At 69.9% G+C, this 25,522-nt stretch carries 24 protein-coding genes and 1 pseudogene; 15 read left to right on the forward strand and 10 right to left on the reverse strand.

Annotation, left to right across the window (positions count from 1 at the left end; translation table 11 throughout):
* Positions 1 to 248 precede the first annotated feature (248 nt).
* The 5 genes from ACQEU1_RS15020 to ACQEU1_RS15040 all read right to left on the reverse strand — a co-directional run bounded on the left by ACQEU1_RS15020 (position 249) and on the right by ACQEU1_RS15040 (position 5,619).
* On the reverse strand, positions 249 to 947 hold the full coding sequence (locus ACQEU1_RS15020) for a DUF6319 family protein (RefSeq protein ID WP_433201058.1): 699 nt from the start codon (positions 945 to 947) through the stop codon (positions 249 to 251).
* Between the two features lie 105 nt (positions 948 to 1,052).
* Positions 1,053 to 1,271 (reverse strand): hypothetical protein, encoded by a 219-nt coding sequence (locus ACQEU1_RS15025; protein ID WP_433201061.1) that lies wholly within the window; start codon positions 1,269 to 1,271, stop codon positions 1,053 to 1,055.
* Positions 1,272 to 1,502: 231 nt separating this feature from the next.
* Positions 1,503 to 3,977 carry an NACHT domain-containing protein gene (locus tag ACQEU1_RS15030; protein WP_433201064.1) on the reverse strand — a complete coding sequence of 825 codons (2,475 nt, stop codon included), beginning with the start codon at positions 3,975 to 3,977 and terminating at the stop codon, positions 1,503 to 1,505.
* Between the two features lie 31 nt (positions 3,978 to 4,008).
* Positions 4,009 to 5,010 (reverse strand): non-homologous end-joining DNA ligase, encoded by a 1,002-nt coding sequence (ligD, locus tag ACQEU1_RS15035; RefSeq protein WP_433201067.1) that lies wholly within the window; start codon positions 5,008 to 5,010, stop codon positions 4,009 to 4,011.
* Between the two features lie 9 nt (positions 5,011 to 5,019).
* Complete coding sequence (locus ACQEU1_RS15040) at positions 5,020 to 5,619, reverse strand: TetR/AcrR family transcriptional regulator (protein WP_433201070.1); 600 nt, start codon at positions 5,617 to 5,619, stop codon at positions 5,020 to 5,022.
* Between the two features lie 40 nt (positions 5,620 to 5,659).
* Here ACQEU1_RS15040 and ACQEU1_RS15045 point away from each other — a divergent pair, with 40 nt between their 5' ends.
* The 4 genes from ACQEU1_RS15045 to ACQEU1_RS15060 are packed head-to-tail and all read left to right on the forward strand — an operon-like array spanning position 5,660 to position 9,282.
* Positions 5,660 to 6,805 (forward strand): acyl-CoA dehydrogenase family protein, encoded by a 1,146-nt coding sequence (locus ACQEU1_RS15045; protein ID WP_433201073.1) that lies wholly within the window; start codon positions 5,660 to 5,662, stop codon positions 6,803 to 6,805.
* A 10-nt stretch (positions 6,806 to 6,815) separates the two neighbouring features.
* Positions 6,816 to 7,985, forward strand: a complete 1,170-nt coding sequence (locus ACQEU1_RS15050) for an acyl-CoA dehydrogenase family protein (RefSeq protein WP_433201076.1) — start codon at positions 6,816 to 6,818, stop codon at positions 7,983 to 7,985.
* A complete protein-coding gene (locus tag ACQEU1_RS15055) occupies positions 7,985 to 8,725 on the forward strand; it encodes a MaoC/PaaZ C-terminal domain-containing protein (RefSeq protein WP_433201079.1) in 741 nt (246 codons plus the stop codon). The genes ACQEU1_RS15050 and ACQEU1_RS15055 overlap by 1 nt, the downstream gene beginning before the upstream one ends.
* Positions 8,722 to 9,282 (forward strand): LuxR C-terminal-related transcriptional regulator, encoded by a 561-nt coding sequence (locus ACQEU1_RS15060; RefSeq protein WP_433201082.1) that lies wholly within the window; start codon positions 8,722 to 8,724, stop codon positions 9,280 to 9,282. The genes ACQEU1_RS15055 and ACQEU1_RS15060 overlap by 4 nt, the downstream gene beginning before the upstream one ends.
* Here the strand turns inward: ACQEU1_RS15060 and ACQEU1_RS15065 are convergent.
* Together ACQEU1_RS15065 and ACQEU1_RS15070 are read right to left on the reverse strand one after the other, a co-directional pair.
* The gene (locus ACQEU1_RS15065) at positions 9,279 to 11,027 is read right to left on the reverse strand and encodes a helix-turn-helix transcriptional regulator (protein WP_433211512.1); all 1,749 of its coding nucleotides are present in this window, start codon (positions 11,025 to 11,027) and stop codon (positions 9,279 to 9,281) included. The two genes, ACQEU1_RS15060 and ACQEU1_RS15065, sit on opposite strands and share 4 nt — an antisense overlap.
* A gap of 3 nt (positions 11,028 to 11,030) precedes the next feature.
* A pseudogene (locus tag ACQEU1_RS15070) lies at positions 11,031 to 11,216 on the reverse strand (ATP-binding protein); the annotation flags it as partial.
* Between the two features lie 223 nt (positions 11,217 to 11,439).
* Between ACQEU1_RS15070 and ACQEU1_RS15075 the strand changes: the two are divergent.
* Positions 11,440 to 11,823 (forward strand): SsgA family sporulation/cell division regulator, encoded by a 384-nt coding sequence (locus ACQEU1_RS15075; RefSeq protein WP_433201085.1) that lies wholly within the window; start codon positions 11,440 to 11,442, stop codon positions 11,821 to 11,823.
* A gap of 10 nt (positions 11,824 to 11,833) precedes the next feature.
* Here ACQEU1_RS15075 and ACQEU1_RS15080 read toward each other — a convergent pair whose 3' ends face one another.
* Together ACQEU1_RS15080 and ACQEU1_RS15085 are read right to left on the reverse strand one after the other, a co-directional pair.
* Entirely contained in the window at positions 11,834 to 14,107 is a 2,274-nt protein-coding gene (locus tag ACQEU1_RS15080; protein WP_433201088.1) for a helix-turn-helix domain-containing protein, read from the reverse strand.
* 10 nt (positions 14,108 to 14,117) lie between these two features.
* The gene (locus ACQEU1_RS15085; protein WP_433201091.1) at positions 14,118 to 14,765 is read right to left on the reverse strand and encodes a GntR family transcriptional regulator; all 648 of its coding nucleotides are present in this window, start codon (positions 14,763 to 14,765) and stop codon (positions 14,118 to 14,120) included.
* Between the two features lie 103 nt (positions 14,766 to 14,868).
* On the opposite strand from ACQEU1_RS15085, the gene ACQEU1_RS15090 reads away from it, so the two are divergent.
* The 10 genes from ACQEU1_RS15090 (at position 14,869) to ACQEU1_RS15135 (ending at position 24,787) form a co-directional block, all read left to right on the forward strand.
* Positions 14,869 to 15,822, forward strand: a complete 954-nt coding sequence (locus tag ACQEU1_RS15090) for an asparaginase (RefSeq protein ID WP_433201094.1) — start codon at positions 14,869 to 14,871, stop codon at positions 15,820 to 15,822.
* Between the two features lie 70 nt (positions 15,823 to 15,892).
* Positions 15,893 to 16,183: a hypothetical protein gene (locus ACQEU1_RS15095; protein ID WP_433201097.1), complete on the forward strand. Its 291-nt coding sequence runs from the start codon at positions 15,893 to 15,895 to the stop codon at positions 16,181 to 16,183.
* A gap of 96 nt (positions 16,184 to 16,279) precedes the next feature.
* Positions 16,280 to 16,702 carry a peptide-methionine (R)-S-oxide reductase MsrB gene (msrB, locus tag ACQEU1_RS15100; RefSeq protein ID WP_433201100.1) on the forward strand — a complete coding sequence of 141 codons (423 nt, stop codon included), beginning with the start codon at positions 16,280 to 16,282 and terminating at the stop codon, positions 16,700 to 16,702.
* Positions 16,703 to 16,977: 275 nt separating this feature from the next.
* Positions 16,978 to 17,856, forward strand: coding sequence for a TIGR04222 domain-containing membrane protein (locus ACQEU1_RS15105; protein WP_433201103.1), 879 nt, complete (start codon positions 16,978 to 16,980; stop codon positions 17,854 to 17,856).
* A gap of 85 nt (positions 17,857 to 17,941) precedes the next feature.
* A complete protein-coding gene (locus ACQEU1_RS15110; RefSeq protein WP_433201106.1) occupies positions 17,942 to 18,739 on the forward strand; it encodes a TIGR04222 domain-containing membrane protein in 798 nt (265 codons plus the stop codon).
* 11 nt (positions 18,740 to 18,750) lie between these two features.
* Positions 18,751 to 19,506: a TIGR04222 domain-containing membrane protein gene (locus ACQEU1_RS15115; protein ID WP_433201109.1), complete on the forward strand. Its 756-nt coding sequence runs from the start codon at positions 18,751 to 18,753 to the stop codon at positions 19,504 to 19,506.
* The gene (locus tag ACQEU1_RS15120; RefSeq protein WP_433201112.1) at positions 19,506 to 20,330 is read left to right on the forward strand and encodes a TIGR04222 domain-containing membrane protein; all 825 of its coding nucleotides are present in this window, start codon (positions 19,506 to 19,508) and stop codon (positions 20,328 to 20,330) included. Before ACQEU1_RS15115 ends, ACQEU1_RS15120 begins: the two co-directional genes overlap by 1 nt.
* The gene (locus tag ACQEU1_RS15125; RefSeq protein ID WP_433211515.1) at positions 20,330 to 21,160 is read left to right on the forward strand and encodes a DUF692 domain-containing protein; all 831 of its coding nucleotides are present in this window, start codon (positions 20,330 to 20,332) and stop codon (positions 21,158 to 21,160) included. Before ACQEU1_RS15120 ends, ACQEU1_RS15125 begins: the two co-directional genes overlap by 1 nt.
* On the forward strand, positions 21,141 to 21,512 hold the full coding sequence (locus tag ACQEU1_RS15130) for a hypothetical protein (protein ID WP_433201115.1): 372 nt from the start codon (positions 21,141 to 21,143) through the stop codon (positions 21,510 to 21,512). Before ACQEU1_RS15125 ends, ACQEU1_RS15130 begins: the two co-directional genes overlap by 20 nt.
* 182 nt (positions 21,513 to 21,694) lie before the next feature.
* Positions 21,695 to 24,787, forward strand: coding sequence for a S8 family peptidase (locus ACQEU1_RS15135; RefSeq protein ID WP_433201118.1), 3,093 nt, complete (start codon positions 21,695 to 21,697; stop codon positions 24,785 to 24,787).
* 34 nt (positions 24,788 to 24,821) lie between these two features.
* On the opposite strand, the gene hemQ is transcribed toward ACQEU1_RS15135, so the two are convergent.
* Entirely contained in the window at positions 24,822 to 25,514 is a 693-nt protein-coding gene (hemQ, locus tag ACQEU1_RS15140) for a hydrogen peroxide-dependent heme synthase (RefSeq protein WP_433201121.1), read from the reverse strand.
* Between the last annotated feature and the right edge of the window lie 8 nt (positions 25,515 to 25,522).

A 25,522-nucleotide genomic window follows, 5' to 3' on the forward strand; every position in this document is an offset into this window, starting at 1 on the left:
GAAAGAGCGGGGAGCCCGCCTGGCTCCCCGCCCGAAACTCCGTGTCAGCAGCTGGAACAGCAGCCGCAGCCGGGACCCGTGCACCCGGAACAGCACCCACACGTACCCATCAGGGCCTCCCCGTCCTCCAAGCCGGACCTGCGCGGGACATCCGCACATCCCACGGTCCGCCCCGGCACAACCCCTGGGAACCCCTCTCACCCGAACGCGGGTGGACAACCACCGGGGAGTCGCAGCGCGTGATGCCGCTACGCGCCCAGGTCCTCCAGGGCCTTCTGCGCGGCCTCCAGTTCGGCCCGCAACTGCTCCACCCGGGCGAGCTGCTGAGCACGCGCCGCGTTCAGGACGCCCTCGACGATCTCGGCCACCTCGGGCGCGAGCAGCTTCGAGGCCTGCGCCACGGCGGCGGGCGGCACCGGCGTCGGCTTGACCGTCCTGCGGGTGCCTTGGAGCACCTCCACGGACCACTCGCCCTCGCCGGTCGTCACGAGCGTGATCGTGACCTCGGGGAAGGTGGCCTTCGGCTGCTGCTTGCGCGCGGGCTTCGGCGCGGGCGCCTGCTCGGCGGGAGCGGCGGCCGCGGGTGCGGGCTTCGGCTTGGGGGCCGCGGGCTTCACCGGCGCCTCCGGGACGTAGGGGTGGATGATCTCAGTCTCTCGCGGCGGCTCCACCGGCGCAGGCGGCGGGGTCGCCGGCTTCTTGCGGGGCGGGGGCTTGTCCAGCGTGAGCTCGGCCGGGGACAGGAACATCTCGTCCTTCGAGCCCGTGGGCCGGACCTGGATGAAATCGCCCTCGGGAGGATCGGTGACGGCCAGCAGCTTGGCCGACCTGCCCTCCTCCATGCCGACCGCGGCCGCCGTGAACCACACCATCGGCTGACTGCCTTCGTCCAACTGCGAGCGCAGGTTGACGACGTCCTCCGCCGACAGCCCGCTCTTCTTCGCCATCGCGCTGCCTCCCCGTTCGAACACCTGTGCCCCAGCATGCCCTACACCCCCGACAATTCTGAGCACAGGGTCGATCACAAGATCATCAACGAGGTGGGAGCGCTCTTAGACCTCTTCGGCCCGCTCGACCTCGTCGGCGCGCAGCCGGTACTCGCACCCGTACTCGACGGCGTACGACAGGTCGTACACGTGCACGATCTTGGGCCCGCCGTGCAGGTGCACGTACGTCACGGTCTGCTTGGGGTCGTCCGGCGTGGACGGCAACGAGTCGACCCGGCCGTCGAGAGGACCGCCGACGTACCGCACGACGTAGGGCTGCGACATGGACGACCTCCTCTCCTTTCGTCCATTCTACGGAGTCCCCCGCCAGATCCATCCCCGATACAACCGGTTGGCTCACTCACCCGCCCGCATCCCCCGGCCAACGCCCGCCGACAGCCACGTTCGCCTTTCGTCACGAACAGACCGGCACCCGCGAACTCGAACTCCACCCTCGCGAGAAACCAGGGAACCTGCTCGGGCCGGCGGTCTTCGAGCACTCGCTTCCGTTGCGGCTCAACACATCCGGCCCCGATCGCGACACGACTCAGCGTCCCGGAGCGAAGGTCCACGCCGCCGATCCTCACCGAGAGGGGTCGACGAACGCCACCTCTCCCCGCCCCCACCGCTCCAGCAGTTCCCGAACCGGCTGAGCCTCCGGGAGTCGCCGCACCGTTCGGCGAGGCGCGATGCCAGCTCGGGATCGGGATCGGCAGGAATCGCCTCGACCATCGCCCCGAACACGTCGACCTCAGGCTCGTACCAGTCGGGTGAGACGTCCCTGAGCCGCGCGATCCCGGGCACCACCGAGGCGGGGATCGGCAGCACCTCCTCCCACCGCTCGAGCAGGTAGCTGAACACCGAGATCTTCTGCGCGCCATCGGCCCACGCCTTGACCGCCGGCCCCGGCACGTACCCCGGCAGGGGCGGCAACCGGGCGTACATCAACGGCTTGACCCCGTACTCCTCGGCGAACGCCGACAGCGTCACGTTCCCGTGCCGCACGTCTCCCAGCGCCACCTCGAACGCGACGGACGGATCCGCGACCATCTTCCCCGCGCCCCAGCGCAGATCGGTTCCCGGTTCCACCGCGGTGCGGGCCAGCACGGCCTGCGCCACCCGTTCGACGCGAGCCGGTCTCACCTGGAGGACCTCCGACAGCGAGCGGTGGAGAAGCGTGTCGCCGGTCCGGCCCAGCACCGCGAACGCCGCCTCCAGCAACTCCTCCGTCGTACTCCGGAGAAGGTTGTTGTGCACCATGAAGTTGACCAGGAAGGTGGTGACCGTCAGGAACTCGCGCCCATGTGCCAGGAACAGGCGGACACACGTGTCGGCGCCATCCACCTGGTTCATGTCGTACATCTGCAAAGCGATCTGGGGAACGACCTGGCTCTGGTACGTCAGGATCATCGGCAGCAGCCGCTCGACGATCTTCTCCGGGGTCGAGCAGGTCCGAAGCACGTGACAAGCCGTGTAGTACTCCATGAACGTCCGGTGCGTGAACCCGAACCGCCGCTCACCGTCCACCGACGTGTCGACCTGGGTCAGCACCCACGCCCGTTCGGCGCAGTAGTCCAGGAACTCCCGCGCCTGCTGGTGGTACGACTGCGCACCTTCGTCCTCCCGCTCCCGCAGGTGGGCGACGACGAGGCGTTCCAACGTCTTCTCGCTCTCGTCGCCCTGTCCCTCCAGGTCGAAGAAGAAGTGCTGCGCCAGCTCCTGCACCAGGAACTTCGCCAGCTTCACCGAGCGGATCACCGAGGGCACCTGGCTGATGGCGTCCCACCGCACCAGCATCAGCTCGGAACACTCGCGGTAGACGTCAGCGGTGTTCTCCGGGATGTACCCCTCGCTCTGGTACAGCATGCACAGCAGCGACAGCATCAACGGGTTGGACCGCAGATCGTTCAGGTGCTCGCTGTCGTGGAGGAATCCGTCGATGCGGCTCTCGGCGTGCACCAGCGTGAACCAGGTCCGGACGTAGCGGGCGACCTGCACGGGGTTGAAGTCGGGCAACCGGTAGGCCGGAAACGTGACGGCGTCGAGCGGCGCGACCGGATAGCTCTCCTGCCGGCAGGTCACCACGATCCGCGCCAGCGGGAAGCGCGCCGCGAACGCCTCGATCGCCGCCACCGCCGAACGCCGCGCCTGGACGTCCCCGACCTCGTCCAGTCCGTCGAAGACCACCAACGCCTCACCCGCGTCCAGCAGATCGGCGACGTGCCGCCTCGACTCGGCGCGCTGCGTCACCGGGCCCAGCTCCCTGGTGATGATCGTGACGAAGTCGTCCGCCAGCTTCTGATGTTGCTTGAGCTGCACCAGCAACGGCACCAGCTCGGCGCGGCGCAGGATCCGGCGGATGAACGTGCTCTTGCCCGCGCCGGGGTTTCCCACCACCACGAACCTGCGGTCGCGCACCTCGTCCTCCGCGGCCGGGTCGTCCCCGAGGAGCAGCGTGCGCGGGACGTAGATCTGGTCGACGCGGAAGCGGAAGTCGGACTTCGAGTGCGGCATGACGACGCGGTCGTACTTCCCCGCCATCGCCGCGCGGATGACCTCGCCCGTCGCCCGCGACTCGGCACGCCGGCCCGCGTCGAGTGCCAGCCCCAGCCGTTCGGCGATGGGGCGGTCAGGGCCCGTGACCTTGATGCGGATGCGGTCACGGGCGTCGACGGTGCGGAACGGGGCGTTCTGCTCGATCACTTCCCACAGCGAGGCCGCGAAGTCGGCGGACTGCTGCGTTTCGCGGCGCACGGCGCGCTGGAACTCGCGCCGGAACGCCTCCGCCAGCTCCGAACGTTCCGCGGTCTGGTGGAACTTGCCTTCCTCGGTGTGTTCGAGCTGGCAGAGGAGTTCGAACAGGGACGCGCAGTCGGGGCCGTGCAGGTAGGCGGCGATCCGGTCGCGGAGGGCCTGGGACATGGGGGTGTTCGAAGCCCAGGTCAGCGCGGTCTCGGCCAGGTCCGCCACGACGGTCGCGATCGCTGTCACGCAGACAGGATCGGTGTCGAACGGTGGGCTGTTACTCCTGTTTGCGGGCTCGGGAAGGCTGTACGCGCAGGGGTTCGCCGGGCATCTTCGGGTAGTCGGGCGGGTACGGCATCTCGCCTCGCGGGTCGGCCGCGTACCACTCCAGGAGCGTCTCGATGCCGAACGCCTCGGAGTCCAGGCCGTCGTGCAGGTTGCCGCGTTCGTCCAGCATCTTCGGGACGGTCAGGACGTCGAAGTCGTCTGGGTCCACAGAGGACAGTTCGTCCCACGTGACCGGGGTGGAGACGGTGGCGCGCGGGGTGCCGCGGACCGACCAGGCCGAGGCGATCGTGCGGTCGCGGGCCGCCTGGTTGAAGTCGATGAAGACGCGAGAGCCGCGTTCTTCCTTCCACCACGCGGAAGTCGCCAACGATGGTGCTCGCTTCTCGACCTCGCGGGCCAGGGCGATCACGGCGTGGCGTACGTCGATGAAGTCCCAGTCCTGGCGGATGCGGACGGCCACGTGGACGCCGCGGCCGCCGGAGGTCTTCGGGTAGCCCACGAGGCCCGCGTCGGCCAGCACCTCGCGCAGTACGAGAGCCACCCTGGCGGCGTCGGAGAAGTCGGTGCCCGGCTGGGGGTCCAGGTCGATGCGGAGCTCGTCAGGGTGGTCGACGGAGGAACGCCGGACCGGCCACGGGTGGAAGTCGAAGGTGCCCAGGTTGGCCGCCCACACGATGACGGCCTCGGAGGTCGGGCAGATCTCGTCGGCGGGGCGGCCAGACGGGAAGCGGACTTGGACCGTCTCCACGTACGGAGGTGCTCCCTTGGGGACGCGCTTCTGGTAGAACGCCTCGCCCTCCACGCCGTCCACGTAGCGCTTCAGCACCACGGGGCGGTCGCGCAGCACGGTCAGCAGGTAGGGCGCCACGGTCCGGTAGTACTCGACCACCTGGCCCTTGGTGATGCCGCGCGCGGGGAAGTACGGCTTGTCCGGGTTGGACACCCGCACCAGCTGGTCACCGACCTCTAGCTCGATCGCCTTGGAAGCCACGCCAGCACACTAAAGGCCGCGCACGAACGCCGCGAGCGCCAGCTCGAAGCTGTCCCGGTCGAGTTCGCGGGCGACACCCGGCAGGAGGTGGGCGCGGTCGAGGTGGGGATAGCGGCCGGAGTAGTCGGCGGGGTCCGCCGAGAACCCGCTGGAGAACGAGCTCAACGCCGAGCCGAACACGATGTACATCAGACCCGCGGCGATCATCGTGGCCTCGCGGCGGGACCAGCCGGCATCCACCAGCGCGCCGTGGAGCAGGTCCAAGCGTTGCAACGACTCGTCGCGGCCGGCCGGGCCGTACGCCAGGAACGGCACGATGTTCGGGTGTGAGGAGAGCGCCGCACGGTAGGAGCGCGCGCACCGCAGCAGCCCCTCCCGCCAGTCGACGGCGAACCCCGACACGTCGACCGCGGACAGCACGGTGGAAGCGATGTCGTTCAGCAGCTGGTCCTTGGTGCGGACGTGCCCGTAGAGCGACGCGGCCTGCACGCCCAGCTCCGCGGCGAGCTTGCGCATCGACAGGCCGTCCAGGCCGTCGCGGTCGATGATGGCCAGAGCCACCGACCGGATCCGGTCGGGGCTCAGCAGAGGGGTGCTCGGCCGGGGCATGTGGGTTAACCTAACACTGTTCGGTTAGTCGGGAGGGCCCGTGGATCTAACGCTTTCGGACGAACACCGGCAGCTCAGGGAGCTGGCCAGGCGGTTCACCGACGACCGCATCGTGCCCCACGCCACGCGCTGGGACCGCGAGGAGGCCATCGACAGGGACCTGCCGCAGAGACTGGGCGAGGTCGGGTTCCTCGGCCTCGGCATCGACGAGCGCTACGGCGGCAGCGGCGGTGACAACCTCGCCTACTGCCTGGTCCTCGAGGAGATCGCCAGGGGCGACAGCGCGGTCAGGGGCATCATCTCGGTGTCGCTGGGCCTGGTCGCGAAGTCGATCGCGAAGCACGGCACCGAAGAGCAGAAGCAACGCTGGCTGCCAGGACTCACCAACGGCACCCAGGTCGGCTGCTTCGCCCTCACCGAACCCGGCACCGGCAGCGACGCGGGCAACCTCACCACCAGGGCCGAGAAGACCGCCACCGGTTACCGCATCACCGGCCGCAAGGTCTTCATCACCAACGGCACGTGGGCCGACGTGGCCCTCGTGTTCGCCCGCACCGGTGGACCGGGTCCAAGAGGCATCAGCGCGTTCCTGGTCCCGACCGGCACCCGCGGCTTCCAGGCCACCGAGATCAAGGGCAAGCTCGGCATGCGCGGCCAGGCCACCGCCGAGATCACCCTCGACGACGTGGAGGTCGGCGAGGACGCCCTGCTCAGCGACCAGGGCTTCAAGCTGGCGATGGGCGCCCTCGACAAGGGCCGCATGTCCGTCGCGGCTGGCTGCGTGGGAGCGGCGAGAGGCGCACTCGAAGCAGCGCTGAAGTACGCCAAGGAACGCGAGCAGTTCGGCAAGCCCATCGCGGGCTTCCAGCTCGTGCAGGAGCTCCTCGCCGACATGGCCGTCGAGACGGACGCCGCCAGGCTCCTGACCTGGCGCGTCGCCGACCTCGCCGACCGGAACCAGCCTTTCGGCACCGAGGCCAGCATGGCCAAGCTCTTCGCCAGCGAGGCCGCGGTCAAGGTCGCCAACAGCGCCATCCAGGTCTTCGGCGGTTACGGCTACATCGACGAGTACCCGGTCGGCAAGTACCTGCGGGACGCTCGCGTCACCACCCTCTACGAGGGCACCAGCCAGATCCAGAAACTGCTCATCGGTCGCGCGCTCACGGGCGTGAACGCGTTCGCCTGAAAGGAAAGCAATGGACTTCACGCTCGACGCCGAGCAGAAGGAGATCCGCGACTGGGTGCGGACCTTCGTGCGCAAGGAGATCATCCCGCTGGAGCCCGAGGTGCTGCGCCGCGAACGCGCGGGCCAGCCGGGCCTCTCCCGGGACGAGCTGAAAGCGTTGCAGGACAAGGCCAAGCAGGCCGGGTTCTTCGGCGTCCTCACGCCGCAGGAGTACGGCGGCATGGGCCTCGGCGCGATGATGACCGCCCTGATCGAAGCGGAGCTGGGGCGCAGTTTCGTCCCGTTCCGGTTCGGCGGCTACGCGGACAACATCCTGTTCCACGGCAACGAGGAGCAGAAGCAGCGCTACCTCCTGCCGACGATCTCCGGCGAACGCGTCTCCTGCTTCGCGATCACCGAACCGGGCGCCGGCAGCGACGCCAAGGCCATCCGCACCTCCGCCGTGCGCGACGGTGACGAGTGGGTCATCAACGGCGAGAAGACGTTCATCACCCAGGGCAACGAGGCCGACTTCGTCATGGTGTTCGCCGTGACGGACAAGGAGAAGGGCGCCGACGGCGGCGTCACGTGCTTCCTCGTCGACCGCGACATGGGCTGGAAGTCCGAGCCCATCCCGACCATGGGCCAGTGGGGCCCGGCGGCGCTGGTGTTCGACAACGTCCGCGTGCCGCACGAGAACATCCTCGGCGAGGAGGGCAAGGGCTTCCTCCTGGCCATGCAGTGGATCGGCCAGGGCCGCTACCTGCTGCCCGCCCGCGCGCTCGGCAGCGTCGAGCGGCTGGTCGAGATGTCCATCGAGCAGGCCAAGAACCGCGTCACGTTCGGCCAGCCGATCGCCGAGTACCAGGCCATCCAGTGGATGATCGCGGACTCCGCGGTCGAGATCGAGGCGTTGCGCTGGCTCGTGCTGCACGCCGCGTGGCTCGTCGACCAGAAGCAGGACTCGCGGCAGGCGCAGTCGATCGCGAAGCTCTACGGCGGCATCAAGGCCAACGAGATCGTCGACCGCGTGCTGCAGATCCACGGCGGCATGGGCTACACCCGTGAGCTCCCGATCGAGCGCTGGTACCGCGAACTGCGGCTGCTGCGCATCTACGAGGGCACCGACGAGATCCAGCGCCGCACGATCGCCCGCAACCTGCTCAAGGGCCACGCGAACGTGCGCGGCACGCTCGGCTAGTGCTCGACCACAGCATCCTCGGCGTCGTCGAACGACAGGTCCGCACCTGGTCGGCCGACGACGCCGGGGTGTACGCGGACGCTGCCGGCGGCTACTCCCCCGCGTTCGCCATCCCGTTGCTGCAACACGGCGGCCCGCAGCTCGGCCTGACCGGCGCCGACATGACCCAGGTCCTGCACGCCGAACAGTCGTTGTGGCTGCACGGCGAACTCCCGCGCCAGGGCACGACGGAGGTCACGAAGACCGTCGCAGCCATCCACGACAAGGGCTCCGGCGCGCTCGTCGTCAGCGAGTGGACGTCTCAGCACGCCACCACGAGATCGTCGTGCTTCGTCAAGGGAGAAGGCGGTTTCGGCGGCGAACGGGGTGAGACGCGCAGGTTCGACGTGCCCGGCACCCGCCCCGAGACCAGCTTCTTCCAGACCACGGCCGACCAGGCGTTGCGTTACATGCGCACCGGCGACGTCAACCCGATGCACCACGACGAGGAGTTCGCCCGCAGGGCCGGGTTCGCGAAACCCATCCTGCACGGCCTGTGCACGCTCGGGATCACCGTGGCGTTCCTGGACTTCACCGAGCTGCACGCCCGCTTCACCGCCCCCGTCACGCCCGGCGACGAGCTGCGGATCGAACGCTGGCCGACCGGCGAGTTCCGCACGTCCGTCCGGGGCACGCAGGTCCTCGTCGGTTCGGTTTTCCGAAGTGGACAACCGGGGAAACCTCGCAAGATCGGGGCATGAGCACTGCCCTGGCAGCCGCGGACGCCGGAATCGAACCGGTGCGCGTGGCGGTGGAGTCCCGTGACCTGATCAGCGCGGCCGGTGTGACGCACCTGCTGAAGACCTCCCCGCGGGTGCGGGTCGTGCCGGAACGCGCGGACGCGCACGTGCTGCTGGCGTTGGTGAACGAGCTGTGCGCGCAGCAGGCCGCCCGGCTGCGGGCGTCGGGTTCGGCGAGGATCGTGGTGATCGCGGCCCGCGTGCACGACCTCACCCCGTCGATCGCGGCGCACGCCGGGCTCGCGAACCCGTTGCGGCGTGCGGACGTCAACGCCGAACGCCTGGTCAAGCTGCTCGTCGGCGGCCAGACCGTGCAGGAACGCTCGGCCGTGCTGAACGACCGCGACCTCCAGCTGCTCAAGCTCCTCGCCGACGGCGCGACGATCGCCGAGGTGGCCGCACGGCTGTTCTGCTCGGAACGCACCGTGAAGTACGCCCTGCACCAGCTGCTGGAACGGTTCGGGCTGCGCAACCGGGTGCACGCGGTGGCGTGGGCGTTGCGGTCGGGCCTGCTCTAACGCCCGAAGACGGACGAGAGCTGCACCCGCCTGCTGATCCCGACCTTGCGGTAGACGCGGGTGAGGTGCAGCTCGACGGCCCGCTGGGTGACGCCGAACCGTTCCGCGATCACCCGGTTCGTCTCGCCTTCGAGCACCAGCGAGACGATGCGCGACTCGTGCGGTGTCAGCTTCTCCCACGCCGCGGAACGCAACGGCCGCCGCGGCTCCACCAACGCCGCTCGCGCCCGTTCCACCAGCTCGGGAACGCCCGCCCGGCCGGCATCGGCCAACGCGGCCCGCACGGAGCCGAGAGCGAGGTGCAGACGAGCTCGCTGGTGCAGCAACACCCTGCACGCCCACGCCGGCGGCAGGTCTCCTGTGTAACCGAGGCGCACCAGCATCTCCCGCGCCTCGCCCGGCCGTCCGGTGTCCACACAGGACGCCACGAACGCCGCCGCCCCCAACGCCACGCAGCCGCGCAGAGGCGACGCCTGGGCGAGATCGCGCATCAACCGCGACACCACGGCGTGCTCGCCCTGCCGCGCCCACATCTCCAGCGCCGTCAGCCAGTCCTGCTCCGCGCCGACGAGCCGGGCCCGCAGCCGGGGCAGGAACTCCAGCACCACGTGCGCCGAATCCCGTTGCAGCAGGCCGAGTCCGGCCAGCGCGAGCGCCGGCACCACCCCGGGGCCCTCGATTGGCAGCTCCCGCAACGCCTGCTCGGGATCCGCGGGCACCGCCGGCATCGACCCCACGCCCAGCACGTCCTCGTCGCACTGCCAGTCGACGACCACGGCGGCGAACCAGTCAGCCGCGACGCCCTGCTGGCGGGCCAGCTCACCGGCGCGGGGCCGGATGCCGCAGCGCAGGTGGAGGTCCGCCATCCCCACCGCCACCCGCGCCGCGATCTCCGCGCTCCGCGGCTCGCGCAGGGCGGCCCGCAGGCAGCGGGCCGCGAGCTCGGCCCGTCCGGCGGCCCGGTGCAGCCGTGCCGCGTCGTGCAGCACCGGCGCCACCCAGTGCGCGCCAACGGGTTCCGCGCACGCCACCACGTGTTCGGCGACGGCGGCCGGTGCATCACAACGGCGGTGCAGCACCTCCGACGCCGCGCGGTGCAGCCGGTCGCGTGCCTCGGGCGTCATCTCGTGCCGGATCGCGTGCCCCAGCGCCGGTGACTGGATCCGCATCGGGTCCCCCACGGCCAGACGGGCGTCCACGAGCCGTTCGAACGCGGCGAGCGCACGGAACGACTCCAGCCCGGCGACCTCGCCCAGGACGTCCAGCGACGCGGTCCCCAGCACGGCCAGCGCCCGTGCGACGGCAACAACGTCCGCGTCCAGCACGTCCCAGTGGCGCCGCACGGCCCGCAACAGCCGTGGCAGGCGCAGTCCCGGCAACGCGGCGGGCAACGCCGTCACGTCTTGGACAGCCTCCAAGACATCGCTCAGCACGCCCGGCGCGCCCCCGCTGTACGCCAGGCACGCGGCGGCGAGGTCCGGCGGGACCTCGGCGTCGAACCGGCGCCGGAGCAGTTCGGCGACGGCGTCGGCGCCGATCGGCCGCAACGGCACCCGCACGGCGCCGACGACCGCCAGTTCGTCAGGGTCGCAATCCCCCGCGAGCACGACCGTTCCCCGGAATCGCGCGAGCCGATCGGTCTCTTCCTCGCTGAGCCGCTCGGCGTCGTCCACGACGAGCACGGTGTGGCTGTCGACGCCGCTCAACGCCCGCAAACCGCGCACCGGCCGCAACCCGCTGCGCACCGCGATAGAAGATGCAACGGAAAGCAATGTGCTTTTCCCCATACCAGTTGCACCATGCACAACGCACGAGCGAGCGCCACCACTCAGCGCGTCCGTCAGGGCGGCGATCTCCCGCTCGCGGCCCACGAGCAGGTCACCGGCCCTGCGCACGGCGGTCCCGACGAGGCCGGGGCGAAGTGGGGCAACCATGTCCCCCAGCAAATCGCGGGCGGACCGGCAGGACCATGCAGAAGCACCGGCAGAAGTTCCGCAGGTCTGCCCAATCGCACAGCCCGGCGCCACGAACTGAGACGCGGGAACGCGAAAACTATTCGACCAATCAATTGGTATTCGGCGACGCGACCAGCTGAACCATTTCGGTGCCCATTACGTGATGCCTTAAGTACACCGGCGAACACTTCAGGGAGTCCCGATGCGGGTCGCGTCACGCACCGTCTTCGACTTCGTCCGGCCGGGCGGGTCCACCGCCCCGGTCGAGACCGAGCTGATCTACCAGGCAGAAGACCCGTTCGCGGTCACCATGCGGTTCCACGCGGGTGGCAGGGTCGCCACCTGGATCATGGGCAGAGACCTGGTCACCGAGGGCATGAGCATGAGAGCCGGCGACGGGGACGTGCGGCTGCGGCCCCTGTCGAGCCGGGTGCTGCGCCTGGAGCTGATCTCCGACCAGCACGTGACGGTGTTCCAGCTGCCTTCGGCGACGCTGCGGAAGTTCCTCGACGCGGCCTACCGGCTGGTGCCGCCCGGCGCGGAGCGGTTCGACGCCGACGCGTTCCTGAGCACCGTCCTGCGCTGACCGCGTTCCGTCACGCCCCGGTGAGCCGCTCCCGCACGCCGGCGGCGATCTCCCGGGTGACGTCGGTGTCCCAGCGCTCGCACGCGGCGAGCGCGTCTCTCAAGTGCCGTTGGTAAGCGATTTGGTCGTTTTGCGCGTTTGCGTTCTCGGCGAGCTCACGCAGGATCTCGATCTCCGCGAGGCCGTCGCCGATCGCCCGGAACGCCGCGAGCGCCTGGCCGAGGTCGTCGTCGGACGCGCCGAGCCGGTCCGCCGCGCGGTGGGCGAGGCCGCGGTGCCAGCGCGTGCGGGCGAGCCAGGACGCCATCTGAGCACGCCGGTAGACGTCCTCTGCTTCCGTTAGTGCCACGACCGCGTCGTCCGGCCTGTCGACGTCAATCAGGGCGAGGCCGAGCCATCCGAGCGTGCGGCCCAGTGCGGAGAGTTCGTAGATGGTGTTGGCGTAGGCGCGTTGTTGTTGGGCCACTTCTTCGTGTGCGGTGACGGCTGCGATCGGCCGGTTCATCAAGCGCCACAACACTCCGAGCACCGAACGCGCGTAATGCTCGTCCATCGGTTCGTGCATCGAGTCGATGGCCCTGAGGCACACGCGTTCAGCTTCGTCGAAGTCGCCGAGGCCGCTGTACGAGGCCGACGCGATCAGCCAGATCCAGCCGAGATGCCCTGTTTCCCCGGTGGTCTCGGCGATCCGGGCCGCGCGGGTCAGCACCTCCAGCGCGGGGCCGGGCGCGTGGGCGACGTCGAACAGCGCCCAGCCGAGCTGCCCCAGCACGACGACCTCCTGCCACGGCTCGCGTGCGGACGCGAGGGCGAGGCGGTAGACGCGTTCCCAGACCAGGCCCGGTTCGATGGCGGAGTAGTGCGAGAGGGCGATCACCGCGCGGGCCACGTCGTCGTGCAGGCCGCGCGCCTGGGCTCGTTCGACGATCTCGGGCAGCAGGTCGCGGTGCTCGGCGAGCCAGCGCCTTCCCGTTGCCACGTCAGGGAAGGTCTGCGCCCTTGCGGTCACCCGGCGCGCGTCACCCGTCTGTCCGAAGAGGACTCCCGCCGCGACCGTCCGCTCCAGCAGCCAGGCGAGCATCGCGCGGTCGGCGTCCGCGTCGGTCTCGTCGATCAGGCCGTGCGCGAACGTCCGCACCAGGCCGTGCATCGCGTACCCGTCCTCGTCGGGGTCGAGCAGGCTCACGTCCGAGAGCTCCTCCAGCGCCTGCTCGGCCTCGGCCGCGGTCGTACCGGCCAGGACGGCGGCGAGGCCGGGCGTGACGTGCGTGCCGACGAGCAGGCCGAGGCGCCGGAACACCAGCCGCGCGGTCTCCGGCAGGTGCGCGAGCGACACCTCGAACGCACCGCGCACGTCCAGGTCGCCCGCCGTCAGCGCGGCCAGCCTGCGTTCTTGGATCTGCTCCACGAGATGACGCACCGGCCAGCGCGGACGGCTCGCGAGGCGGTTGCCGGCGATCCGCAGGGCGAGCGGCGACATCCCGCACAACCGGACGAGGTCCCGCGCACTGCCGGGGTCGGCTTGGACCCGCTCCAAGCCGACGATCGACGCGAGCAGTTCGGTCGCGCACGGCTCGGTGAGGCCGCCGAGCCGGATCCAGGCCGCCCCGGCCAGCCCGGCGAGACGGCGCCGGGACGTGACGATCGTGAGGCAGCCCGGGGCCGCCGCCTGGAGCGTGTGGATCTCCTCCTCCGTGCTCGCGCCGTCCAGCACGAGCAGCAGGCGTTTGCCCGCGACCAACGACCGGTAGAGGCGCGTCTGGCCGTGCGTGTCCTCCGGCACGTGCTCCGCCGGTACTCCGAGGTCCCTGAGCAACCGCTGCAACGGCCGTGCGGAGCCCTCCAGGTCGATGAACAACTGACCGTCCGGAAAGCTCCCTTCCAGCAGATGGGCGGCCATCACGGCGAGGCTCGTCTTACCGCTGCCCGCGGCCCCATGGACCACCACGAGCCCATGCGGCGTTTTCGCTATCGCGTCGAGTTCGGCGTCACGGCCGACGAGGTCCGCGACGTACATCGGCAACGACCAGACCGGGCTCGACCAGACCGGACTCCCCTGGGCGCCCCGCCCCGTCCGCGCGAGCCGGCGCAGCTCGGCCCGGTCGAGCTCGTCGAGCCCCAGCGCGTCCAGCAACGCCTCGGTCGTGCGGCGCTGCGGCGACCGGGCCCGGCCGCGTTCCATGTCGCTGATCGCGCGCACGCTCACGCCGGACCGATCGCTGAGCTCCTCCTGGCTGAGCCCGGCGTTCCTGCGGTGCTGCACGAGCCGGGCGCCGAACATCATGGAACAGAAGTTAGTGGGTCAAACTCGTCAGCATCTGCGCGCACACGCGAGAGAGGTGCCGGCGCATCACGGTCGAGGCCTTCGCCGCGTCCCCATCGGAGATCGCGCGGACGAGCTCGTCGTGGTCGTCCATCGACGCGTGCTGGTGCGGCGGGTCGTCCTCCAGCGAACTGCGCAACAACACCACCCGTTGCTGCACGAGCCGGACCTGCTCGGCGATGTACGGGCTGCGCGCCGCGTCCAGCAACGTCTGGTGGAACGCGAGGTCCAGCCGGTACGGGAACGGCTGCCCGGCCCGGTAGTTGCGCCGGCTCTCCGCACACACGTCCTGCAACCGCACGAGGTCGACGTCGGTCCGCCGCGAGGCGGCGTGCTCGGCCGCCGCGCACTCCAGCGCCGTCCGCAGCTCGAACAGCGCCCTGACGTCCTCGGGCGTCGCATCGGGCACGAACGCACCCCGGTGCGGCACCAGCGTCAGCAGCCCTTCGGACGCCAGATGCCGGATCGCCTCGCGCAACGGCCCGCGGCTGATGCCGAGCTGCTGCGCCACCTCGACCTCGTTGACCCGCGAACCCGGAGCGATCTCCCCGGTCAGCACCTGCTCTCGCAGCACGTCCACGGCCTGCCCGGCCAGACTGAGGTGCAGAGGGGGTGTCACCTTCGTCTCCTGATCTGGACGGCACCGGCCGTCCTCCCGCTAAACTAGCGAACGTGTCAACTGTCGACAGTTGGCAGTTTCACCGAGACCTGGGAGGGGCGGCATGGGACACGAAGTGGTGGCAGAGGTCTGGCGGGGCGACTTCCTGGAGTCCGTCCACCACGGCACGGTCGTGGCCACCGACCCGTCGGGCTGGCCCGTCGTCTCCGTGGGCCGCCCCGGCGACGTGGCGTTCCCCCGCTCCTCCAACAAGCCGCTGCAGGCCCTCGCCATGCTGCGCGCGGGCCTCGACCTGGACGGCGAGCTCCTCGCCCTCGCCTGCGCCTCGCACTCCGGCGAGGACTTCCACGTCGACGGCGCTCTGCGGATCCTCGCCGCGGCGGGCCTGACCGAGGACGCGCTGCGCTGCACGCCCGACCTGCCGCTGGGCGAGGAGGCCCGCGCCCGGCACCTGGCCCTCGGACTCAAGGCCGCACCCAAGTACATGAACTGCTCGGGCAAGCACGCCGCCATGCTCGCCACCTGCGTCGCCAACGGGTGGTCGACCGACGACTACCTCTCGCCGTCGCACCCGCTGCAGGTCGCCACCCGCGCGACCATCGAGGACGTGGCCGGCGAACCCGTCGCCCAGGTCGGGGTGGACGGGTGCGGCGCGCCGATCTTCGCCATCTCCCTGACCGGACTCGCCCGCGCGTTCGGGCGTCTCGCGGCGGCAGCTCCCGGCACGTTGGAGCACCGGGTCGCGGCCGCCATGAACGCCCACCCGGAGTGGGTCGGCGGGACCGGCAGGGACGTCACCGAACTGATGTCCGCGTTGCCCGGCGTCATCGCGAAGGACGGGGCCGAAGGGGTCTACGCGGTCGGGCTGCCCTCCGGTGAAGGAGTGGCTCTGAAGATCGCGGACGGGTCGTCGCGGGCACGGGCCGTGGTGGTCGTCGCGGTGCTCCGGCGCCTCGGCGTGGACGTCCGGGCGGTCGAGGGGCTGGCGACCGTGCCGGTGCTGGGACACGGCCGCGAGGTGGGGGCGGTCAGGCCCTCGCTGGCGCTCGCCGGCTGATCCGGCGGGCGTTGACCGTCAACGCCCGCCACACCCGGATTGTTCACCCTCTGCCACTACGCTGGTGGTTATGGGCGATTCGAAGGACGAGAACGAGAGACTCCAGGAGGAGCTCATCGGCCTCGACCCGCACGACCCCGAGACGAAGGCGTTCGCCGACCATCTCGGCAAGATGCAGCGGCAGCGTCCCGGGTACACGGTCGAGGGCTACCTCGACGGTGTGCAGGACTTCGCGGACTCCGCCAACCGCACGACCGGGCACCAGCGGCTCGTGGCGGTGTTCGTGGTCGGGTTGATCCTGCTCGGGGTCATCCTGACGATCTGGTTCGCGCTCGGCGACATCCTCGCCATCATCTTCTGACCCCGAACGAGAACGAGTCCTTAACGGGGTCTTACGACGGCCTGGACCGCGGTGGGCTCGGGAAGCCTCGCAGGCGTGGCCGCGTTATAAAGGGACATGGAACCTGTTGTCGGCGCCACCCCCCAAGTCGTGCGTTCCGAAGAGGAATGGCGCACCGTTCTCAACCCCGCCGAGTTCGCGGTTCTGCGGCAGGCGGGTACCGAGCGTCCGTGGACCGGTGAGTACACCGAGACCAAGACCGAGGGCGTCTACGAGTGCCGTGCCTGCGGGGCCGAACTCTTCCGCAGTGACACCAAGTTCGACTCGCACTGCGGGTGGCCCTCGTTCTTCTCGCCGCTGGCCGGGGAGTCCGTGATCCTGCGCGAGGACCGGACGCTCGGCATGAAGCGCGTGGAGGTGCTCTGCGCCACGTGCCACAGCCACCTCGGGCATGTTTTCGAAGGCGAGGGGTATCCCACCCCGACGGATCAGCGCTACTGCATCAACTCCGTCTCCTTGAAACTCGTTCCGTCCGAATAGGAGACTGAGCCCACTCCGGCCACCACGGGCCGGACAGACCTGGGAGGCAGAAATGATCTTCTTCGGTACTGACGGTGAAGGCTCCGGCGGAGTCGATGGCGGCTCGTCGAGCTAGCGAACGGCGTACAGAACGTTGCAGTGACAACGTTCTGCCCCGAAGCGTGACGGAAAGCGGACAACCCTAAGGCTTCGTCAACAAGCCTTGCCGGGCTGTGGCCCGGACCACACCATGAGTGCACCGAAGCACCTTCGGGGCAAGTCAGGGGGTGGGTCAGATGGCTTGGGGGTTGTCAGGACCGGAGTTCCTCCGGCTCTACTGGATCGCGCTGGCACTGGCGGTGCTGGTCGCGATCGTCGTTCGGGTACGCGTGCGGGCGGGTCGGAGCACCCAGCCCGTGCGCTCCCTGGACATGGACGAGCTCGCATATCTTGCAGGCGGTCCAAGGCGCGTGGTCGAGACGTCCGTCGCGCGCCTGCTCACCGCGGGTGAGCTCAGGACCTCACGGCGTGGCACCGTTCAGGCCACGTCCGACACGAAGTCGATCAACCACGTGGACCGCGCCGTCATCACCGACGCGCAGCGCTACACCAACCGCACGGTCAACCTCATGATCCCCTCGGTCGCCAAGGACCGGGTGGTCACGTCGATCGGCGAGCGGTTGCGCGAGATGGGCCTGGTCGTCGACCCGGACGTCGCGAAGAGCGCACTGCGCAAGGGTTCCGCCGGGCTGTGGCTGGTGCTCGCCGTCGGGTTCGTGCGCTGGATCAACGGCATCGTCATCGGGGCGAGCATCGGCTGGCTGACGTTGCAGCTCGTCGTCACCGGTCTGCTGATCCTGCTGCTGACGAGGCGCGGCAAGCACATCCGCACCAGCAAGGGCAACGACGTGCTGTCGTCGGCGCGGGGCACGAGCGTGCGGGCCAACACCGATGACGGCCTGTACGCCGGCGCGGCGGGCATGGTGCTCTTCGGCGGTCTCGCCACCTACCCGGACCTGGCGGTGCGCAGCTCGTTGCTCGCCTCGTCCGGTTCCGGCTCGTACACCGCGACCACCGGCTACAGCGGGTGTTCGAGCAGTTCTTCTTCGTGTTCAAGCGGAAGCAGTTGTGGCGGTGGCGGCGGCTGTGGAGGCGGCTGCGGCGGCGGCAGCTGATCGTTCGGTCCTATTCAGGTAACACCGGGAACCCAGGGGTAGATCTCACGTCGAAGATGCACCGACACCAGTGAGGGGAGTGCTGATGTCAACGTCCTCGACACCGCACCGGACCACGTGGTCCGCGGAGGAGATCGGGTTCCTGGCAGGGGGACCGGGCAGGGCGGCGGAGGCCGTGCTCGCCCGGCTGCTGGACGGCGGTCTCGTGCGCATCTCCCGCGAGGGACTCGTGACCGCCGTCCACCAGAACACCTACGGCGCCACGAGCGCGCTGGAGGCGTACGTCCTCGCCGGACTGCACGGCGCCGCCCGCCCGCTCCACCAGGTCGTGCAGGTGGCGATGGCGAGCCACGAGATGGGCGCGCTGCACCAGAGCCTCGTCGCGCGAGGGATGGTGCACCAGCAGTGGGGACGGCCGCGCGGCGGCAAGTCGGCGTTGCGGGTCGTGCTGTTCCTGCTGGCGTTCGTGTCGGTCTTCGTGGCGTTCGCGATCGACCCGCGGCTGTTCCTGGTGACGGCGCTGCTGGTGTTCCTCGCGATCCTGTTGCGCAAGAAGGGCAGGCTCACCCGCAACGGCAAGGCGGTGTGGATGTACGCGTTGCGCAACCCGCGCAGCAGTGCGGACTCCGTGGCTTTGTTCGGGTTGCGGCGGGGCAAACAGCGGGCGGCGAACACCGGTACGTCCACTTCGTACATCGCGAGCAGCTGCAGTTCGTACGACTGGGACAACCACAGCTGCGGCGGTGGATCCAGTTGTTCCAGCAGCAGCTGCAACAGTTCGAGCAGTTGCAGCAGTTCTAGCAGCAGCTGCTCCAGCAGCAGCAGTTGCAGCAGTTCGAGTTGCAGCAGCAGTAGCAGCAGCTGCAGCAGTTCCAGCAGTTGAGGGGGAAACTGATGGAAACACCCACGGCGCAGGAGACGTGGCTGTCGGCCGAGGAGGCCGGTTACCTGAAGGCGGGCCCGCGGCGGGCGGCGGAGACGGTGCTGGCCCGGCTGATCGACAGCGACCTGGTGCGGGTGTCCCGCGAGGGGCTCGTCTCCGCCGTGCACCAGAACGGCCACGGCGCCACCACGTCGGTCGAGGCGCGGATGCTGGGCGAAGCGCGCAGCGCCGCCCCGTTCGACATGATCCTGCCCGCGACGGCGACCAGCACCGAGATGGTCCAGCTGCACCAGCACCTGCTGGGGCGCGGGTTGATGCAACGGGGACGGCGTCGGCACGAGGGCTGGTGGTTCTCGCTGGCGATCGCGATCCTGCTGTTCGTGCTCGGGTTCGCCGCGCCGGGATGTTTCTACGGCGTGCCGATCGCGCTGGGCTTCTTCTTCTGGCAGTACGGCCGCAGCCCCGTCACCCACGCCGGCAAGGAAGCCCTGCGGAAGGTGACCGCCCAGGACCGCGTGCACGCGGTGGCGTTGCACGGCTTCGACGGCAGGATCGACGGCCAGAGCGTCCGGGCGCTGTTCGGCCTCCCGGAGAACCTCGTCGTGACTCCGCCTCCCGCGCGCAGATCCCGGCGATCCTCTTCGGACGGTGCGAGCCACAGCGCCTACAGTGCGTGCGGCGCGTCCGGGTGCGGCGGTTCCAGTTGTTCGAGCGGATCCAGCTGCGGTGGCGGCGGCGGTGGCTGTGGTGGCGGAGGAGGAAGCTGATGGCGGTTCCCACGGCGGCACGGCGCACGGACGTGTCCGCGGAAGAGATCGGTTTTCTCACGGCAGGACCGGGCCGGGCGGCGGAGACCGCGCTGGCCAGGCTGATCGACGGCGGGATCGTGCGGGTGTCGCGCGACGGCCTGGTGTCCGCCGTGCACCAGAACGGCCACGGCGCCGCGACCGACGTCGAGACGCACATCCACAACCAGGTGCGCATGAAATCGGTGCGAATCGGTCAGGTCGTGCGTCACGCCGCGGACAGCGTGAAAATGGACGCGCTGCAACGAGATCTGCGCAAGCGCAGGCTCACCCGCAGCGCCCGCCCCCGGCTCGGGGCGTGGTGGCTCTTCCTGGTGATCGGCCTGTTCCTGGCGCTGGTCGCCATCACGCAACCGTGGCTGCTCATCGGCACGGTCGGGTTCCTCGGGATCGGCTGGTACTCGTTCGGTGCGAAGCCGCTCACGAGGGCGGGCAGGGCGGCCCTGGCGGGGGTCACCGCGAGCGACAGGGTTCTCGCCGTGGCGTTGGAAGGCTTCCGCGGCAAGATCAGCGGCCGGCCCGTGGGCGCCCTCTTCGGGATGTCCCAGGCCGTGACGAACATGGTCCCGCGCAAGAAGAAGGCGCGGCGCAAGGCCCGTGGCGGCGCGGCGTCGAGCTCGGCGGCGGCGTCGTGCGGCAGTTGCGGCAGCGGGTGTGGCAGCAGCAGTTGCGGTAGCAGCAGCTGTGGTAGCAGTAGTTGTTCGTCGAGCAGCAGCAGTTGCAGCAGCTCGAGCAGCAGTTGTGGCGGTGGCAGCAGCTGTGGTGGTGGCGGAGGAGGCGACTGATGGCGGGCATCAAGGACCTGGGCGTCGGCATCGGCTGGCGTTCGGAGATCGACCTGACCGTGGAACGGCTGCCCGGCGTGGACTTCGTCGAGGTCGTCGCCGAGAACCTCCACATCGGACACCTGCCGGAGTCCGTGACGCTGCTGCTGGAACGCGGCGTGCCGGTCCTCCCCCACGCCGTGTCGCTGTCGCTGGGCGGCGCCGACCCCGTCGACCTGCACCGCGTCGAGCACCTCGGCGCGGTCGCGGAGGCCGTCGGAGCGCCGATGGTGAGCGACCACGTCTGCTTCGTGCGGGCGGGCGGCCTCGACTCCGGCCACCTCATGCCGGTGCCGCGCACCAGGGACTCCCTCGACGTGCTCGTCGCCAACGTGAAGCTCGCCCAGGCGAACCTGCCGGTGCCGCTCGCGCTGGAGAACGTCGCCGCGCTGCTGGAGTGGCCCGCCGGCGAGCTGTCCGAGGGCCAGTTCCTCGCCGAGCTCGTCGAGCGCACGGACTGCTGGCTGCTCGTGGACGTCGCGAACCTCTACGCGAACGCCCGCAACATCGGCACGGACCCGGAACGCTTCCTGGACGAGATCCCGCTCGAACGCCTCGCGTACGTGCACGTGGCCGGCGGCGAACAACACGGCGACATCTACCACGACACGCACGCGCACGCGGTTCTTCCGGAAGTTCTCGAAGTGCTCGACGAACTGTGCTCACGCGTCGCGCCGCCGGGTGTTCTGCTGGAACGCGACGACAACTACCCGTCCGACGCGGAAATCGCGAGCGAACTGGCCGCGATCCGTGCGGTGGTGGACAAACATCGTGGCGGAAATCGTGAATGAGAACAGCCTTTCGTCCGCACGCGAAAGGCTTGCCCAGCAACAGGCGGAGCTGCTAAATGCATTGCTCGCGAACGGTCCCGCACCCGCGGGATTCGACGAACAACGCCTGAACGTCGAACGCCGCGCGCTGCTGTCGAAACGACGCGGCATCGTCCGCATGCTCGGCCCCGCCGTCGCCGACGAGCTCGGCGACCGGTTCCGGCAGCTCTTCGACGCCTACGCCGTCGAACACCCACGTCGTGCAGGCTCACGCGCGCGCGAGGATGCCGCATCTTTCACGCAATGGTGCCGTGAACGCGGAGAACTGTCAGAAAAGCGCAAGGCGAGCTGGAAGTTCTGGCGGTCGAACTGACGGGCGAACGAATCGTGGGCCAGAATCCCCCGTTCGGCCCTGTGTGACCATGTTGTGACATCGATACGTTCGAAAGGGTCGGGGGACCTTTGTGGACGTATTGCCTTCGCTTTGTCGCGAAAGGCCTTCCCCGGCCTGCGCGAACCACAGCGCGCAGCATTTCGAACCATGAGGGGATTCGAATGCGCGGAAAATTCACAGCGGTCGGTGCCGTGGCGGCGCTGGCCCTGACGGCGCTACCGGCCGGGGTGGCCGGCGCCGCACCACCGGTGGCCCAGGCCCCGTCGCAGGGGCAGGCGGCCGACGCGGTCACCCTCGTCACCGGCGACAGGGTCGTGCTGGGTGACGGCAACGAGGTGCTCGCCATCCAGCCCGGCGAGGGCCGCGGGAAGATGTCGTTCAAGACCGCACACACGCCCGACGGCCACGTGATGGTGGTGCCGCAGGACGCCTTCGGGCCGCTGGCGGCGGGCCGGCTCGACCGCAGGCTCTTCGACGTCACCACGTTGCTGGAGTTCGGCTACCGCGACCGCATGCCGTTGATCGTGGACGGCCGGGCCAGAGTCGGGGCCCGGTCGGCGAACGACTGGGCGGCGCTCAGGGCCGAGACGGACAGCGGTGACAAGGTCTGGCTCGACGGCATCCGCAAGCCGAGCCTCGACCGCAGCGTCGCCCAGATCGGCGCGCCGGCCGCCCACCAGAAGGGCATCACCGGCAAGGGCGTCAAGGTCGCGGTCGTCGACACCGGCGTCGACGAGAAGCACCCGGATCTCGCAGGTCAGCAGATCGCGGAGAAGAACTTCACGACCGACCCCGACAACACCGACAACGTCGGCCACGGCACGCACGTCGGGGCGACGGTCGCGAGCAAGGGCGGCAAGTACGGCGGTGTCGCGCCGGGCGCGCAGATCATCGACGCGAAGGTGTGCGTCGAGTTCGGCTGCCAGGAGTCGTGGATCCTCGACGGCATGCGCTGGGCGGCGGAGCAGGGCGCCCAGGTCGTCAACATGAGCCTCGGCGGCGGCGACACGCCGGAGGTCGACCCGCTGGAGCAGGCCGTCAACGACCTGACGGCCCAGTACGGCACGTTGTTCGTCATCGCGGCGGGCAACTCGGGTTCGCCGGGTTCGGTGAGCTCGCCCAGCACGGCCGAGGCCGCGCTGTCGGTCGGCGCCGTCGACCGCGACGACAAGCTCGCCACCTTCTCCAGCAAAGGCCCTCGCGTTGGAGACAGCGGGCTCAAGCCCGAGGTGACCGCACCCGGCGTCGACATCGTCGCCGCCAAGGCCGGCACCGGCGAGCACGTCGCGTTCAGCGGCACGTCGATGGCGACCCCGCACGTCGCGGGCGCCGCGGCGTTGCTGCGGCAGCAACACCCGGAGTGGACGCCGGCGCAGGTCAAGTCGGTGCTCGCGACCACGGCCAAGCCCACCGCGGGCGTCAGCGCGTTCGACCAGGGCGCCGGGCGCATCGACGTGGCCAAGGCGATCGGCCAGGTGCTGACCGCCGACACCACCGTCAACCTCGGCCTGCACGAGTGGCCGCACGCCGACGACGTGCCGGTGACGAAGTCGATCACCTACGCGAACCCGGCGGACGCGCCGCTCACGCTCGACCTGGCGCTGAAGACGACCGCCCCGGCGGGCATGTTCTCGCTCGGCGCCACCAAGGTCGTGGTGCCCGCGAAGGGATCCGCGTCGGTGAACGTCACCGGTGACACCCGCGTGGGCACCAAGGACGCCGCGTACTCGGCCGAGGTCGTGGCGACGTCCGGCCCGCACACCGTCCGCACGCTCGTCGGCATCGACCGCGAGGTGGAGAGCTACGACCTCAAGCTCGATCTGACGACCCGCGCCGGCCAGGACCCGGCGGACTCGTTCACGTTCGTCGTGGGCCTGGACAACAGCGTGTTCAAGCCGGTGTTCGGGGCGGGCGACCTGAAGGTGCGGCTGCCCAAGGGCACCTACCTGCTCGACACGTCGCTCTCGTCCGGCCCGCAGGAGAACGACCTGCTCGTCCAGCCGACGGTGAAGCTGACCGGGAACCTGACGGTCCAGCAGGACGCCCGGCTCGCGCAGCCGGTGTCGGTGACGGCCCCGGAGGAGACCGGCGACTTCACGGTCGGCGTGCTGAGCTACCGGCGAGCGCTCGGTGAGCGCGGCGCGCTGGGGGCCACCTTCTTCATGTTCGGCGGCTTCGGCGGTCTCCGCATCGCCCAGGGCGGTGGGCCGCTCCCGCCGGCCGAGCTGTCGTCGATCGCGGCGCTGCAGGCCAACACCACGGCCGACCCGCACAGGTACTACCGGCTCGCCTACCCGGTGCCCGGCGGTCTGCCGGTCGGTCTCACCAAGGCTCCGGCGAAGAAGGACCTGGCCGAGGTGAAGAGCACGATCGGCGGCGTCAAGCCGGACACCCTGGCGTCCAAGGGCGAGATGCCGTTGTCACCGCAGGGGCTGAGCGGCGGCACCGCGCTCTACCCGGTGGCGCCCGGCGCGACGACGGTCGAGTACCTGACGACCCAGGACCTGCGCTGGCAGTCCCTGGTGATGTCGCGGCACGCCAACGGTTCGGAGGAACGGCACTACTCCCCCTACCGCGACTACAAGGCGGGCAAGTCCTACCGCGAGCGCGAGGTGCGGCCGGTGTTCTCGCCGAGCCTGCCCGAGTCGCAGTACGGCTACCTCCAGCAGTACGGGTCGCAGTTCTACGTCGGCGCGCCGATGCTGAGCGACGGCAACCACGGCGAGGGGTCGTCCACCATCGACAGCGGGCGGGTCGCGTTGTACCGCAACGGGGTCCTGCTCGGCGAGACCGACGGCGGCGGGACGTTCAACAACGTCCCGCTGGCGCAGGGCGACTTCCGCGCCGAGGTCAGCCTCGACCGCGGCAAGCAGTTCGAGTTCAGCACGCAGGTGTCCGCGGCCTGGAACTTCAAGTCCCACGGTGTCGAGGGCAAGAGCACCATCCCGTCGCTGCCCGTGGTCCGGTTCGAGCCGAAGCTCGACGAGGACGGCGCGGTGCCGGCGGGGACGTTGCAGCGCGTCGGGCTGCTCACGCAGTCGCAGGGTGACGCGGGCAAGGTCCGCGTCACCGGCGTCGAGTACTCGCACGACGACGGCAAGACGTGGCGCCGCGCGGGCGTGGTCGGCGACAGCGCGTTGATCTACCACCCCGGCAACGCCCAGTGGACCTCGTTGAGGGCCACGGCGAAGGACGCCAAGGGCAGCACCGTCGAGCTGACGGTCATCCGCGCCTACAAGGTCGCGGATAAATAACCGGTTGGTCGGGGGCGCGAGCCCCCGACTCACCTCACGGCAGGTTGAGAACGAGCTCGGCCGCCGGGACGCGGGTGCCCGTGTAGAAGGGGATCTCCTCACGCACGTGCAGCCGCGCCTCGGTGCCGCGCAGGTGCCGCATGAGGTCGACGATGCGGTGCAGCTCGGCGGCCTCGAACGCGAGCAGCCACTCGTAGTCGCCGAGCGCGAACGACGCGACGGTGTTCGCCCGCACGTCCGGGTAGTCGCGGGCCTCCTTGCCGTGGTCCGCCAGCATCTTGCGGCGGTCCTCCTCCGGCAGCAGGTACCACTCGTAGGACCGCACGAACGGGTAGACGCACACGTACTTGCGCGCCTCCTCACCCGCGAGGAACGCGGGGATGTGGCTGCGGTTGAACTCCGCGGGCCGGTGCAGGGCGACCTGCGACCAGACCGGCGTCGAGACCTTGCCGAGCGGCGTGCGGCGGAAGCCCGTGTAGGCCGCCTGCACCTGCTCGATCTCCTCGGCGTGCCACCAGATCATGAAGTCCGCGTCGGCGCGCAGACCGGCCACGTCGTAGACGCCGCGCACGACGACGCCCTTGCCCTCCAACGCGTCCAGGTAGTCCTGGGTCTCGCTCGCGGCAGCCGAACGGTCGTCCGGAAGCTTGCCGGGTTCGACCCGGAACACCGACCACATCGTGTAGCGGATGGTGTCGTTGAGCTCGTTGTAGTTCAGGCGCGCCATAGGTCCAT

The sequence above is a fragment of the Lentzea sp. CA-135723 genome, assembly GCF_050936595.1.
Classification (GTDB): Bacteria; Actinomycetota; Actinomycetes; order Mycobacteriales; family Pseudonocardiaceae; genus Lentzea.